This window comes from Pseudomonas sp. N-1-13 (genome assembly GCF_057787095.1).
Window position 1 is genome coordinate 613,867 of sequence record NZ_JBYNRI010000001.1, and the last position, 12,812, is coordinate 626,678.

Annotated in this window: 12 protein-coding genes; 7 read left to right on the top strand and 5 right to left on the bottom strand. The window is 61.6% G+C overall.

Annotated features, from left to right (window positions below; genetic code table 11):
• Positions 1–73 precede the first annotated feature (73 nt).
• Complete coding sequence (locus AC3I65_RS02720; RefSeq protein WP_160893684.1) at positions 74–865, top strand: AraC family transcriptional regulator; 792 nt, start codon at positions 74–76, stop codon at positions 863–865.
• Between the two features lie 225 nt (positions 866–1,090).
• Positions 1,091–1,984 carry a PA4780 family RIO1-like protein kinase gene (locus AC3I65_RS02725; protein WP_047227411.1) on the top strand — a complete coding sequence of 298 codons (894 nt, stop codon included), beginning with the start codon at positions 1,091–1,093 and terminating at the stop codon, positions 1,982–1,984.
• A gap of 1,009 nt (positions 1,985–2,993) precedes the next feature.
• Here AC3I65_RS02725 and cueR read toward each other — a convergent pair.
• From cueR to AC3I65_RS02740, 3 genes are all read right to left on the bottom strand, one after another.
• The gene (gene cueR, locus AC3I65_RS02730) at positions 2,994–3,407 is read right to left on the bottom strand and encodes a Cu(I)-responsive transcriptional regulator (RefSeq protein WP_047227412.1); all 414 of its coding nucleotides are present in this window, start codon (positions 3,405–3,407) and stop codon (positions 2,994–2,996) included.
• Complete coding sequence (locus AC3I65_RS02735; RefSeq protein ID WP_107321490.1) at positions 3,404–5,797, bottom strand: heavy metal translocating P-type ATPase; 2,394 nt, start codon at positions 5,795–5,797, stop codon at positions 3,404–3,406. The genes cueR and AC3I65_RS02735 overlap by 4 nt, the downstream gene beginning before the upstream one ends.
• Before the next feature lie 128 nt (positions 5,798–5,925).
• The gene (locus AC3I65_RS02740; protein WP_047227414.1) at positions 5,926–6,309 is read right to left on the bottom strand and encodes a hypothetical protein; all 384 of its coding nucleotides are present in this window, start codon (positions 6,307–6,309) and stop codon (positions 5,926–5,928) included.
• A gap of 148 nt (positions 6,310–6,457) precedes the next feature.
• On the opposite strand from AC3I65_RS02740, the gene AC3I65_RS02745 reads away from it, so the two are divergent.
• Together AC3I65_RS02745 and AC3I65_RS02750 are read left to right on the top strand one after the other, a co-directional pair.
• Positions 6,458–6,655, top strand: coding sequence for a heavy-metal-associated domain-containing protein (locus tag AC3I65_RS02745; RefSeq protein WP_047227415.1), 198 nt, complete (start codon positions 6,458–6,460; stop codon positions 6,653–6,655).
• A gap of 96 nt (positions 6,656–6,751) precedes the next feature.
• Complete coding sequence (locus AC3I65_RS02750) at positions 6,752–7,954, top strand: multidrug effflux MFS transporter (RefSeq protein WP_076382806.1); 1,203 nt, start codon at positions 6,752–6,754, stop codon at positions 7,952–7,954.
• 1 nt (position 7,955) lies between these two features.
• Here the strand turns inward: AC3I65_RS02750 and AC3I65_RS02755 are convergent, their stop codons facing one another.
• Complete coding sequence (locus AC3I65_RS02755; protein ID WP_171061426.1) at positions 7,956–8,126, bottom strand: hypothetical protein; 171 nt, start codon at positions 8,124–8,126, stop codon at positions 7,956–7,958.
• Positions 8,127–8,348: 222 nt separating this feature from the next.
• Positions 8,349–9,362 carry a zinc-binding alcohol dehydrogenase family protein gene (locus tag AC3I65_RS02760; protein WP_488523440.1) on the bottom strand — a complete coding sequence of 338 codons (1,014 nt, stop codon included), beginning with the start codon at positions 9,360–9,362 and terminating at the stop codon, positions 8,349–8,351.
• Positions 9,363–9,475: 113 nt separating this feature from the next.
• Here AC3I65_RS02760 and AC3I65_RS02765 point away from each other — a divergent pair, with 113 nt between their 5' ends.
• The 3 genes from AC3I65_RS02765 to AC3I65_RS02775 all read left to right on the top strand — a co-directional run bounded on the left by AC3I65_RS02765 (position 9,476) and on the right by AC3I65_RS02775 (position 12,812).
• Positions 9,476–10,405: a LysR family transcriptional regulator gene (locus AC3I65_RS02765; RefSeq protein WP_047227418.1), complete on the top strand. Its 930-nt coding sequence runs from the start codon at positions 9,476–9,478 to the stop codon at positions 10,403–10,405.
• 201 nt (positions 10,406–10,606) lie between these two features.
• Positions 10,607–11,341 carry an ArsR/SmtB family transcription factor gene (locus tag AC3I65_RS02770; protein ID WP_047227419.1) on the top strand — a complete coding sequence of 245 codons (735 nt, stop codon included), beginning with the start codon at positions 10,607–10,609 and terminating at the stop codon, positions 11,339–11,341.
• 88 nt (positions 11,342–11,429) lie between these two features.
• A complete protein-coding gene (locus AC3I65_RS02775; protein WP_139051239.1) occupies positions 11,430–12,812 on the top strand; it encodes an MFS transporter in 1,383 nt (460 codons plus the stop codon).

Sequence of the window (12,812 nt, forward strand, 5' to 3'; positions counted from 1 at the left end):
CCGCAAGTTGTAAGAAAAGTCGACTTAGCCTAACGTCGGCACTTGCAGCCGTCTTGCGACATAAGGCCAATCCATGCCGACTAACGGACACCAACAACTCGAAAGACGCATTCCCGACCTGACGGAATTGCCCAGGCCGCTTTATGCCCGTGTCGAAAGCTTGAGCGCCGGTTCGTGGACCCAGGCCCATCGTCATGATTGGGTGCAGTTTTCCTACGCCATCAGTGGCGTGCTGGGTGTGCACACCGCCGAAGGCAGTTTTTTCGCCCCGCCACAATGGGCCATCTGGATTCCTGCCGACCTGGAGCATCATGTGATGACCTCCACCCGGGCGGAAATGCGCAGCCTTTATGTCCACCGCGACGCCTGCCCGTGGGCCGATGAGCGTTGCCGGGTGCTGGAGGTCACGCCGCTGGCGCGGGAGCTGATCAAGGCTTTTTGTCAGTTGCCGGCCGATTACTCCCAGGGCGATACCCAGGACGCACGACTGGTGCAAGTGTTGCTGGACCAGTTGGCAGCACTGCCGGAGGTTGGCTTTTGCCTGCCACTTCCCCGGCATGCGCGTCTGCTGGCGTTGTGCAACGAGCTGATCGAACAGCCCGACCAGAACGTGACTTTGCAAGTGTGGGCCGAGCGCTTGGGCACATCGGAAAAAACCCTGATGCGTCTGTTCCAGCGCGAAACCGGCCTGAGCTTTCGCGCCTGGCGCCAGCGTACGCGGCTGTTGTCGTCCCTGGGGTCGTTGGAAAAAGGCGATAGCGTGACCGGCGCGGCGTTGTCCTGTGGCTACGATTCCACGTCCGCTTTCATAGTGGCGTTCAAGGGGATGTTTGGATTGACCCCGGGGGAGTTGTTTAAACATTGAATCAGCTGCACTGGGCATGGCTGTCAGCTCTTGTCGCAAATGCCTTTGCATTCAGTTGCCAACGCTATGCGCTGTCTCGGCTATGATCGGCTCGGTCGATTTAATCCGGCACATTGTGTGCATCGAAGGGTTCATAAGTCGGCAACCCCTCCCCGTGGAGGGAGGATTGCCGTATAACGACTGTCATTCGCGTGTTCGGTAATAAAGGACCCACAATAAAAGCTGATGAAGACTCCAAAACGCATTGAACCCCTGATCGAGGACGGTCTGGTCGACGAGGTGCTGCGCCCACTCATGAGTGGTAAAGAAGCAGCTGTTTATGTGGTGCGCTGCGGCAACGAGCTACGTTGCGCCAAAGTCTACAAGGAGGCGAACAAGCGAAGTTTTCGTCAGGCGGCCGAATACCAGGAAGGCCGCAAGGTGCGTAACAGCCGCCAGGCCCGGGCCATGGCCAAGGGCTCCAAGTTCGGGCGCAAGGAAACTGAAGACGCCTGGCAGAATGCCGAAGTGGCGGCGCTGTTCCGGTTGGCCGGTGCGGGCGTGCGAGTGCCCAAGCCGTACGACTTCCTCGAAGGCGTGCTGCTGATGGAGCTGGTGGCTGACGAATACGGCGATGCGGCACCGCGTCTGAACGATGTGGTACTGGAGCCGGATCAGGCCCGTGAGTATCACGCGTTCCTGATCTCCCAGATCGTGTTGATGCTGTGTACCGGTCTGGTGCACGGTGACCTGTCGGAGTTCAACGTGCTGCTTACGCCGACGGGCCCGGTGATCATCGATCTGCCGCAGGCGGTGGACGCCGCTGGCAACAATCATGCCTTCAGCATGCTGGAGCGGGATGTGGGCAACATGGCGTCCTACTTCGGCCGGTTTGCCCCGGAGCTCAAGCGCACCCGGTACGCCAAGGAAATGTGGGCGTTGTATGAGGCCGGCACCTTGCACCCGGCCAGCGTGCTGACCGGCGAGTTCGATGAGCCGGAAGAGCTGGCGGATGTCGGCGGGATCATGCGTGAAATCGAGGCTGCCCGTCTGGACGAGGAACGCCGCCAGGCCGTCCGCGCCGCTGACGACGCTCCACCCGGCAAAACCGAAGAACCGCCTCCGCCGTGGATGCAGTGAGCGCTTGACCAGAACCCGGCCCAGGCCGGGTTTTTTGTGGCCGCCCAAAAAATCCCACAGTGTTTTTGTGAGGCCCTCAACACCTGCGTCCGCCACCAACTCCCTGTGGGAGCGAGCCTGCTCGCGATAGCGGTGGATCAGCTTGCATGGATGCAGGATATGCCGGCGTCATCGCGAGCAGGCTCGCTCCCACATTGGTTCTCGGGGGTATATGGATCCTGCGTCCTGCACAAATCCCCTGTGGGAGCGAGCTTGCTCGCGATAGCGGTGTATCAGCTTGCATGGATGTAGGATGTGCCGGCGTCATCGCGAGCAGGCTCGCTCCCACATTGGTTCTCGGGGGTATATGGATCCTGCGTCCTGCACAAATCCCCTGTGGGAGCGAGCTTGCTCGCGATAGCGGTGGATCAGCTTGCATGGATGTAGGATATGCCGGCGTCATCGCGAGCAGGCTCGCTCTCACATTGGTTCTCGGGGGTATATGGATCCTGCGTCCTGCACAAATCCCCTGTGGGAGCGAGCCTGCTCGCGATAGCGGTGTATCAGCTTGCATGGATGTAGGATGTGCCGGCGTCATCGCGAGCAGGCTCGCTCCCACATTGGTTCTCGGGGGTATATGGATCCTGCGTCCTGCACAAATCCCCTGTGGGAGCGAGCTTGCTCGCGATAGCGGTGGATCAGCTTGCATGGATGTAGGATGTGCCGGCGTCATCGCGAGCAGGCTCGCTCCCACATTGGTTCTCGGGGGTATATGGATCCTGCGTCCTGCACAAATCCCCTGTGGGAGCGAGCTTGCTCGCGATAGCGGTGGATCAGCTTGCATGGATGTAGGATGTGCCGGCGTCATCGCGAGCAGGCTCGCTCCCACATTGGTTCTCGGGGGTATATGGATCCTGCGTCCTGCACAAATCCCCTGTGGGAGCGAGCTTGCTCGCGATAGCGGTGTATCAGCCTGCATGGATGTAGGATGTGCCGACGTCATCGCGAGCAGGCTCACTCTCACCTTCGCTCAAGCATGCACTGTCTTCTCGCAACACCCCGACGCCAGTTCCTTGAGAATCGGGCAGTCCGGGCGGTGGTCGCCGTGGCAGTGTTCCACCAGGTCCTGGAGGGTGTCGCGCAGTTCGGCCAGTTCGCGGATTTTCTGGTTCAGTTCGTCGATGTGTTGCCGGGCCAAGGCCTTGACGTCGGCGCTGGCGCGTTGGCGGTCCTGCCAGAGGGTCAGCAATTTGCCGACCTCTTCCAATGAAAACCCAAGGTCCCGGGAGCGCTTGATAAAGGCCAGGGTGTGCAGGTCATCGGCACCGTAGATCCGGTAGCCGCTGTCGGTGCGATGAGCCGCCTTGAGCAGGCCAATGGATTCGTAGTACCGGATCATCTTCGCACTCAGGCCGCTCTGGCGGGCCGCTTGGCCGATGTTCATCGCTTGTCCTCCAGGTGTTTGGGTGTCCAGAGTTTCAACAGTAACGCGTTGCTCACCACGCTGACGCTCGACAACGCCATGGCCGCGCCGGCCAGCACCGGGTTGAGGAAGCCGAATGCCGCCAGGGGAATACCGATCAAGTTGTAGACGAATGCCCAGAACAGGTTCTGACGGATCTTGGCGTAGGTCTTGCGGCTGATCTCCAGCGCCGCGGGCACCAGCCGTGGATCGCCGCGCATGAGGGTAATACCGGCGGCGTGCATTGCCACGTCGGTGCCGCCGCCCATGGCAATGCCAATGTCCGCGGCGGCGAGGGCCGGGGCGTCGTTGATACCGTCGCCTACCATGGCCACCACCGCATGGGTCTTCAACTGTTGGACGATGGCGGACTTGTCGGCCGGCAGTACTTCGGCATGAACGTTGGCGATGCCCAATGCCTCGGCCACCACCCGGGCACTGCCGCGGTTGTCGCCAGTCAGCAGGTGGCTGCCGATATGGCGTTCATTCAGGGCGTGTACGGCCGCAAGGGCGCCGGGCTTGAGTGTGTCGCCGAAAGCGAACAGGCCCAGCACCCGTGGCGTTGCGTTTTGTTCAATCAGCCAGGACAGGGTTCGGCCCTCGGTCTCCCAGGCCTGGGCCGACTCGCTCAGCGAACCGGGGGCCAGGCCCAGTTCGTCCAGCAAACGTCGGTTACCGAGGGCCAGACGCTGTCCGTCCAGGCTGCCGGCAATACCGCGTCCGGTCAGCGACTGGCTGTCGTTGATGTCCGGGACAACCAGGCCGCGCTCCGCACACGCATCCAGCACCGCCTTGGCCAGGGGATGTTCGCTGCCGCGTTGCAGTGCGCCGGCCATTTGCAGCAGCTTGTCTTCGTCACCGTCCAGAGCGCTCAAGTGGGCGATGCGTGGTGTGCCGGAAGTCAGGGTTCCGGTCTTGTCGAACACCACGGTGTCGACTTCATGGGCGCGCTCCAAGGCCTCGGCATCCTTGATCAGGATTCCATGGCGGGCAGCCACCCCGGTGCCGGCCATGATTGCCGTGGGTGTCGCCAGACCGAGGGCGCACGGGCAGGCGATCACCAGCACGGCGACAGCGTTGATCAGCGCCGTCTCCAGGGGGGCGCCATACAACCACCAGCCGATCAACGTCGCCAATGCCAGCACCAGCACGACCGGCACGAAGACCTGGCTGACTTTATCCACCAGCTTTTGAATGGGGGCCTTGGCCGCCTGGGCGTCTTCCACCAGGCGGATGATGCGCGCCAGGACGGTTTCCGTGCCCAGGGCCAGGGTGCGCACCAGCAGGCGGCCTTCGCCGTTGATGGCACCGCCCGTCACCTTGTCGCCGGGCTGTTTGGGCACCGGCAGGCTTTCGCCACTGATCAAGGCTTCGTCAGCGTGACTCTGGCCTTCCAGCACTTCGCCGTCCACCGGGAAGCGTTCGCCTGGCTTGACCAGCACCCGATCATTCAAGCGCAGGGCGCTGATGGCGACGTCCCGCTCCTGCCCGTCAATGACCTGAATCGCCCGCTCCGGTCGCAAGGCTTCGAGGGCGCGGATAGCACTTGCGGTTTGGCGCTTGGCGCGGCTTTCCAGGTATTTGCCGAGCAATACCAGGGCAATCACCACGGCCGAGGCCTCGAAATACAGGTGCGGCATGCTGCCAGGGCGGGCAATGGCCCATTCATAAATGCTCAAGCCATAACCCGCGCTGGTGCCCAGGGCCACCAGCAGATCCATGTTCCCGGCCCCGGCACGCACGGCCTTGTAGGCCGCGATATAGAAGCGCGCACCGAAAATGAACTGCACCGGCGTCGCCAAAGCGAATTGAACCCAGGCCGGCAGCATCCAATGCACGCCAAACGGTTGCAAAAGCATGGGCAGCACTAACGGTACGGACAGCAAAATCGCCAGCACCAAGGCCAGGCGCTCGCGATTCAGGCGATTGCTTTGTGCGTCATGGGGTTGCTCGGCCTGCCAGACACTGGCGTCATAACCGGCGCCCTTGACCGCATCGATCAGGGTTTGCGGGTCGACCCGGCCGAGCAAGTCCAGGTGGGCCCGTTCGTTGGCGAGGTTGACGCTGACACGGTTCACCCCGGCGACTTTGCTCAGGGCACGCTCGACCCGGCCGACGCATGAGGCACAGGTCATTCCCTCGATGGACAGTTCCAGCGTCTGGACGGGGACACTGTAGCCGGCCTGTTCGACGGCCTGCATCAAGGCTGGCAGGCTGCCCTCGGGCGCCTGGATCCGCGCCTGTTCGGTCGCCAGGTTCACGCTGACGGCGCTGGCCCCTGTGACGTTGCTCAAGGCGCGCTCGACCCGCCCGGCGCAGCTGGCACAGGTCATCCCGGCAATCGGCAGATCGAAAAGGGTGGATTCAGACATCGGACAGGCTCCCTGTAGTGAATGACTACAGGATCAACCTTGCCACGCCGGGAAGGTCAAGCGCTAATCCAAACGCTTGCACACACACTTTGTGGGAGCGGGCTTGCTCCCACTTTTTATCTAAGGGGTCAATAACCCAGCTCAGCCGGCTTGAGATACATCCCTTCCTGGGTCATGGCAATGCGGAACTTCAGTATGTCGCCAGCCTTGAGCGTCACATCCTGCGACCCCGGCGCAAGCATGCCCGGGCTGCAGCCCGGCGCCTGGCCTGGCAGCAGCTTCAAGCGCAAGGAGAATTTTCCGGGTGGCAGGTTGAAGGAGGTGCTCTGTTCCTGGAACAAACGCCCCGAGAGCTGATCGCCGATATAGATGCCGATTTCGCAGGAAGTCGGCACTTCCAGGCGCTCGCGGGAAATGATCAGCACGCCGTAGTCTTCGCCGACGGCCAACGCCTGAGGGCTCACCGCTGACAAACCGAGCATGCAAAACAGGCTGAACGCTGACCAGCGCATGGCTGAACCTCCGGTGTGAAATCCTTGATGTGTGCAGCTTGGCCGAGCTTGGCAGCGATTGCCAGCCCGGCAGTTTTCGTCAGAACTTGACCTTTCCATGATGGCAAGCTTGAAACTGCTGGCAACCTCAATCCCAAGGAGTCATCTCATGCAAACATTCAATGTTCAGGGAATGTCCTGCGGTCACTGCGTCAAGGCCATCACCCAGGCTGTGCAGGCCAAGGATCCGGCGGCGCAGGTGCAGATCGATCTGGGCGCCAGGACCGTTCAGGTCCAGAGTTCGTTGTCGGTCGATGCCGTGCTCCAAGCCATTAAAGAGGAGGGGTACGAGGCCAGTCCCGCCTGAGATTTTTTAATAGTTAGCGACCTATCGGAATGTTCAAGAGCGCCCGGCAGGGCTAGACTGTCGGGCTGCTGACTGACGCCTGAACCTGGACGCCCGATGAACTTCCGTACCATTCTGATTCTTGGCGCCTTGAGCGCATTCGGTCCCTTGGCGATCGATTTCTATCTGCCGGCTTTCCCGGCCATGGCGACCGCCTTCGGCACCGACGAAAATCACATCCAACTGACTTTGGCGGCTTATTTCCTCGGATTGTCCATCGGGCAACTGGCTTATGGGCCGGTGGCGGATCGCTTCGGACGGCGGATTCCGTTGCTGACGGGCGTCGGTCTGTTTACCCTGGCTTCTCTGGCCTGTGCCTATGCGCCGAGTCTGGAATGGCTGATCGGTGCCCGTTTCGTCCAGGCTCTGGGCGGATGCGCCGGCATGGTGATTTCCCGGGCGGTGGTCAGCGACAAATGCGACGCGGTGGGCTCGGCCAAGGTGTTCTCGCAACTGATGCTGGTGATGGGGCTGGCGCCGATCCTCGCGCCAATGCTTGGCGGGCTGTTGGTGAACCTGCATGGCTGGCAATCGATCTTCATTGCCCTGACGCTGTTCAGCGCACTGGCGGCGACGGCCGTGGCATTGTGGCTGCCGGAAAGTCTGCCGGCCCATGTGCCGCGTCAACCATTGTCCGGGGCGTTGCGCCAATATGGTCGACTGTTGACCGACACGGTCTACCTCGGGCATGCCTTGACGGGAGGCATCGCTATCGCCGGGATGTTTGCCTACATTGCCGGTTCGCCTTTCGTCTTCATCAAGCTCTACGGTGTGCCGGCCGAACACTTCGGCTGGCTGTTCGGAACCAACGCGGCGGGTTTTATCCTGGTGGCACAGGTCAACGCCCGGTTGTTGTCCAAACGTGGGCCGGCATTCCTGCTGTCGCGCGCGGTGTGGGTCTATCTCGCCGCCGGGCTGTGTTTGTTGGCGGTCAGTTCCTTGCACCCTGAGCGGTTGTGGCCGTTATTGATTCCGCTGTTCATTTGCATCGCCAGCCTGGGTTGCATCCTGCCCAATGCCTCGGCTTGCGCCATGAGTGGACAGGGTGCTCGTGCCGGTAGCGCGTCGGCGATGCTGGGATGCCTGCAGTTTTCGGTGGCCGCCGGTGCCGCCGCATTGGTGGCGGCGCTGCACGATGGCAGTGCCGTGCCGATGGCGATGGTCATCAGCCTTTGCGGGTTATTGGTGGTGGGTGCAGCGATGCTGACCCGCCGCCTGCAACAGGCCCGGACACTGGCACAAGCCAGTGGCCAGGACTGATTCAGCCGGCCGCTCGCTGCTGCTGTTCAGGGTAGCGGTGAGGTGCGTGAATACGCGCTTGCAGGGTGGTGGCGAAAGCCTGGGCCTCGGCCTCGGTGCGGAAGGTCACGACGTGTTGGTCAAGACGCACTTGCCACTGGGATTTTGCCACTTCTTTTATCAGGATCTTCATTGCTGACCTCCTCACGTAAAAGATTGTGCTGCAAAGGCCTCGAGTGTAGACCTGAATGCGATCGCAATTGTGACAAGGGTCAATTCTCAGACTGACGGTGCAGGTTTTTTTTGTGGGAGCAAAGCTTGCTCGCGATACGCGACGACTTGGCCTGACGGGGAACCGCGCGACCTTCATCGCGAGCAAGCTTTGCCTCTACGAAAAACGCCCCCTTATCGGTGGTTAGAAACCTTCAAGCACAATCTTGCCTTTGGCTTTTCCGCTTTCCAGCAAGGCATGGGCCCGGCGCAGGTTTTCGGCGTTGATGGTGCCAAAGTGCTCGCCCACGGTGGTCTGCAATGTGCCGGCATCGATTAGCGCGGCGACGCGGTTGAGCAGGTTATGTTGCTCAATCATGTCCGCCGTTTCGAACAGTGAGCGGGTGTACATGAACTCCCAATGCAACGACAGGCTCTTGCGCTTGAGTTTGGTCACATCCAGCGCCTTGGGATCATCGATCAGCGCCAGTTTGCCTTGGGGCGCCAGGGCTTCCACCAATTGATCCAGATGCAGATCGGTGTGGGTCAGGCTGGCGACATGGGTCACCTGAGCCTGGCCTGCCTGCTTTAATACATCGCTCAGCGGATGGCTATGGTCCACGACCAGATCGGCACCCAGGCCTCTTACCCAGTCCTGTGTCTGCGGCCGGGAAGCGCTGCCAATCACTTTCAGTGCGGTGAGCTGGCTGGCCAGTTGCGTCAGTATCGAGCCGACACCTCCTGCAGCGCCGACGATCAACAGGCTTTGCCCCTGATCCTCCTGGCCTTCCTGGATTTGCAGGCGCTCGAACAGCAATTCCCACGCGGTAATGGCCGTCAGCGGCAGGGCAGCGGCTTCGGCGAAACCGAGCGTCTTGGGCATCTGGCCGACGATACGTTCATCCACCACATGCAATTGACTGTTGCCGCCGGCGCGGGCAATGGAGCCGGCGTAGAACACTTTGTCGCCCGCCTTGAACAGCGTGACCTCATTGCCCACCGCCTTGACCACGCCGGCCACGTCCCAACCCAGCACTTTGGCTGCGCCGTCTTCAGGCTGGACGTTCTGGCGAATTTTCGTGTCGACCGGGTTGACCGAAATGGCTTTGACTTCCACCAGCAGGTCCCGAGGGCCGGCGGTGGGTTCCGGCAGTTCAATGTCCTGCAGCGCTTGCGGGTCGGTGATCGGTAACGAATGGTAGTAGGCGATGGCTTTCATAGGGCGGCTCCTTGAAGTGAGTTCGATGAAGCCAATGGTTAGCTATTTATCGCCGAGATAAAACCGGCTAAAAGAACAGGCTCTTTCAATGTTTTTTTGATAATGAGGCCGTCATGCTTCGATTCGACGACTTGCAGTTGTTCGTCCGGGCCGCAGACCTGGGCAGCCTGTCTGCCGCGGCCAGGGTCATGGACCTGTCGGCGGCGGTGGCCAGCGCCGCATTGAAGCGGATAGAACAACACTTGGGCGCCCGGCTGTTGGCGCGCTCTACCCGCAGTTTGCGCCTGACGGCCGAGGGCGAAGGCTTCCTTGAGTATGCCCGCGCGGCGCTGAGCAGCCTCGACGAAGGACGCAGGTTATTGACCAGCGGCCAGGACCAGGTCAGCGGGGTGTTGCAGTTGTCCGCCCCCTCGGACTTGGGACGCAACCTGCTGCTGCCCTGGCTGGACGCGTTCCAGGAGGAGCATCCGGGGCTGACCGTGCGACTGCTGCTGGGTGATCGCATCGCTGATCTGTTCAAGCAGCCGGTGGACGTCGCGTTGCGTTATGGCGAGCCGGAAGATTCGAGCCTGGTGGCCCTGCCGGTCGCGCCGGATAACCGCCGGGTGCTGTGTGCATCGCCCAGTTACCTGGCTCGGCATGGCGAACCTGTTCAGTTGGAGCAACTGGCCCAGCACAATTGCCTGTTGTACATGCTCGGCACGCGGGTTCATGACCGTTGGCGTTTTCATGACGGCAAACGGGAAATGAGCCTGACCGTCAGCGGCGACCGCTTCAGCGACGATGCCGATGTGGTGCGTCGCTGGGCGGTGGCAGGCGCGGGGATCGCTTACAAGTCCTGGCTGGACGTTTCAACCGATGTGTTGGCCGGACGTTTGAAAATCCTTCTGCCGCATCTGCAATGCGAACGCGCGCCGCTCAATCTGCTGTGTGCTCACCGAGCGCAACTGAGCAAACCCATCAATCTGCTGCGGGAAATGCTCAAGCTGCGTTGTGGCCGGTTGACGGCACAATTTGCCCTCTCGACGGGGGACGACCATTAGTCGCGCGTAAATAGAGACTTTTCCCTCACGAACAATCGCCTCCAAAGGTTTCCGGAGGACAGGAAACCTCGATCCGCACGCTTATACTAGCGGCCGCCTGAAGCGGCGCGCGATTTGCGGCGGTCGAGCCGCTTTGGGCGGCCCCATTGCTGGTCACTAGCGCCAGAGCAGTAGACGAATGATTCAACAGGGAGTGAATACATGGAACATGCACCTTGCATCAGCCAGATCGCCACGCTGCTGGCCGACCCAAAACGCAGCGCAATGATGTGGGCCTTGATGGACGGCACTGCGCGTCAGGCTGAAGAGCTGGCGTTGCTGGCCGGGCTGTCGCCGTCTTCGGCCAGCGCTCATCTGGGCCGTCTGTCCGCCGGTGGCCTGTTGAAAGTCGAAGCCCGTGGCCGCAAACGGTTTTTCCGCCTGGCGGCACCCGAGATCGGCGCTGCCGTCGAAGCGCTGGCCAGCGCGACCCTGGCCAGTACGCCGCGCCAGCTTCCGGAAGTCTTCAAGCGCGGAGTCATGCCGGGCAAGGCCCCGTCGGCTCCCGCTTCGTTGATGCGGGCCAGGCTTTGCGAAGACCATCTGGGCGGCACCCTGGCGGCCGACCTGTATCAGCGCCTGCTGGATGCCGGATGGATCGAGCAGGGCGACCAGCGGGTGATCGTGACTCACAAAGGTGCCAATGAGCTGGCCGGGCACGGCCTGTTCATCCAGGCGCTGGCCCACCGCAACGCCCGCACCGCTTGTGCCTGCCCGGACTGGAGCGAGCGACGTCCGCACCTGGGGGGCGCCTTGGGTGCTGCGTTGCTGCAACTGTTCATGCAGTCCGGTTGGCTGAGCTTGCCCAACGACTCCAGGGCCTTGCAGGTAACGGTGCTTGGCCAGCAGGAAATCCATCGGTTCGCCACGCAGGACACCGTGGAAATGGCGTTCTAGGGCTGCCGACAGGTCGTATTCAGCAATAGCCTCCAGCAAGGTTCGCGCACACTCGAACCTGGGATTTTTTTGGATTGGGGGAAACAGCATGGATACTCACGGCTACAGCGCGGCGGAACGTCTGGAGCGACTGCCCATCAGCGGCTACCACCGGATTATTTTCATCATTATTGCCTTGGCGTTTTTCTTCGACTCCATGGACCTGGCCATGATGACGTTCCTGTTGGGCTCGATCAAAGCCGAGTTTGGCTTAAGCACCGCCCAGGCAGGTTTGCTCGCCAGCTCCAGTTTCTTTGGCATGGTACTGGGAGCATCGCTGTCGGGCATGCTGGCCGATCGGTTCGGGCGCAAGCCGGTGTTCCAGTGGAGCATCGTGTTGTGGGGCGTCGCCAGTTATTTGTGCTCGACCGCCCAGAGCGTCGATTCACTGATGCTGTTCCGTATCCTGCTGGGTATCGGCATGGGCATGGAGTTTCCGATCGCTCAGTCGATGCTCTCGGAACTGATCCCGGCCACACGCCGAGGCCGCTATATCGCGTTGATGGATGGCTTCTGGCCGTTGGGTTTCGTGGCGGCGGGCGTGCTGTCGTATTTCCTGTTGCCGGTGATCGGCTGGCGCGACATCTTCCTGGTGTTGGCGGTGCCGGCGGTGTTCGTCCTGGTCATTCGCTTCTTCATTCCCGAGTCGCCGCGCTGGCTGGAACAGGCCGGCCGGGGGGACGAGGCGGACGCCGTGCTCAAGCGAATCGAAGACAAGGTCCGAGCCTCGTTGGGACGTGGAGAATTGCCTGAACCGATTCGTCTGCCGAGGGGCGAGAGCACGCCGGGCAATTTCTTTTCGGCCCTGGCGCAGATCTGGTCACCGCTGTATCGCCAGCGCACGATGATGATCTGGAGCGTCTGGTTCTTCGCCTTGCTCGGTTTTTATGGCCTGACGTCCTGGCTCAGTGCCTTGTTGCAGCAGTCCGGATTCGCCGTGACCCAGTCGGTGTATTACACCGTGCTGATTTCCTTGGGCGGGATTCCCGGCTTCCTCATGGCGGCGTGGCTGGTGGAGCGCTGGGGACGTAAACCGGTGTGCGTGGTCACGTTGCTGGGTGGCGGGGTGATGGCGTTTCTTTATGGTCAGAGCGCGGTGTTTGGCGGCAACGTGGGCCTGCTCATCGGCACCGGGCTTTTGATGCAGTTCTTTCTGTTCGGCATGTGGGCGGTGCTCTACACCTACACGCCAGAGCTGTACCCCACCTCGGCACGGGCCACGGGCTCGGGTTTTGCCTCGGCTGTCGGTCGCATTGGTTCGCTTCTCGGGCCCCTGGTCACCGGATTGGTGTTTCCCATTACCGGACAGGGCGGTGTGTTCGCCCTGGGCGCGCTGTGCTTCGCCGTGGCGGCGGGGGTGGTCTGGTTGTTTGGCGTGGAGACGCGGGGCAAGACATTGGAGGAGTTGAGCGAGGGTACGGTGGCCGGTTAA

Bases quoted from the DNA above. Each gene is read 5' to 3' on its own strand.
- AC3I65_RS02745 (WP_047227415.1), top strand. From the start codon at position 6,458: ATGCAAACATTCAATGTTCAGGGAATGTCCTGCGGTCACTGCGTCAAG.
- AC3I65_RS02765 (WP_047227418.1), top strand. From the start codon at position 9,476: ATGCTTCGATTCGACGACTTGCAGTTGTTCGTCCGGGCCGCAGACCTG.
- AC3I65_RS02740 (WP_047227414.1), bottom strand. From the start codon at position 6,309: ATGCGCTGGTCAGCGTTCAGCCTGTTTTGCATGCTCGGTTTGTCAGCG.
- AC3I65_RS02735 (WP_107321490.1), bottom strand. From the start codon at position 5,797: ATGTCTGAATCCACCCTTTTCGATCTGCCGATTGCCGGGATGACCTGT.
- AC3I65_RS02775 (WP_139051239.1), top strand. From the start codon at position 11,430: ATGGATACTCACGGCTACAGCGCGGCGGAACGTCTGGAGCGACTGCCC.
- AC3I65_RS02725 (WP_047227411.1), top strand. From the start codon at position 1,091: ATGAAGACTCCAAAACGCATTGAACCCCTGATCGAGGACGGTCTGGTC.
- AC3I65_RS02720 (WP_160893684.1), top strand. From the start codon at position 74: ATGCCGACTAACGGACACCAACAACTCGAAAGACGCATTCCCGACCTG.
- AC3I65_RS02750 (WP_076382806.1), top strand. From the start codon at position 6,752: ATGAACTTCCGTACCATTCTGATTCTTGGCGCCTTGAGCGCATTCGGT.
- cueR (WP_047227412.1), bottom strand. From the start codon at position 3,407: ATGAACATCGGCCAAGCGGCCCGCCAGAGCGGCCTGAGTGCGAAGATG.
- AC3I65_RS02755 (WP_171061426.1), bottom strand. From the start codon at position 8,126: ATGAAGATCCTGATAAAAGAAGTGGCAAAATCCCAGTGGCAAGTGCGT.
- AC3I65_RS02760 (WP_488523440.1), bottom strand. From the start codon at position 9,362: ATGAAAGCCATCGCCTACTACCATTCGTTACCGATCACCGACCCGCAA.
- AC3I65_RS02770 (WP_047227419.1), top strand. From the start codon at position 10,607: ATGGAACATGCACCTTGCATCAGCCAGATCGCCACGCTGCTGGCCGAC.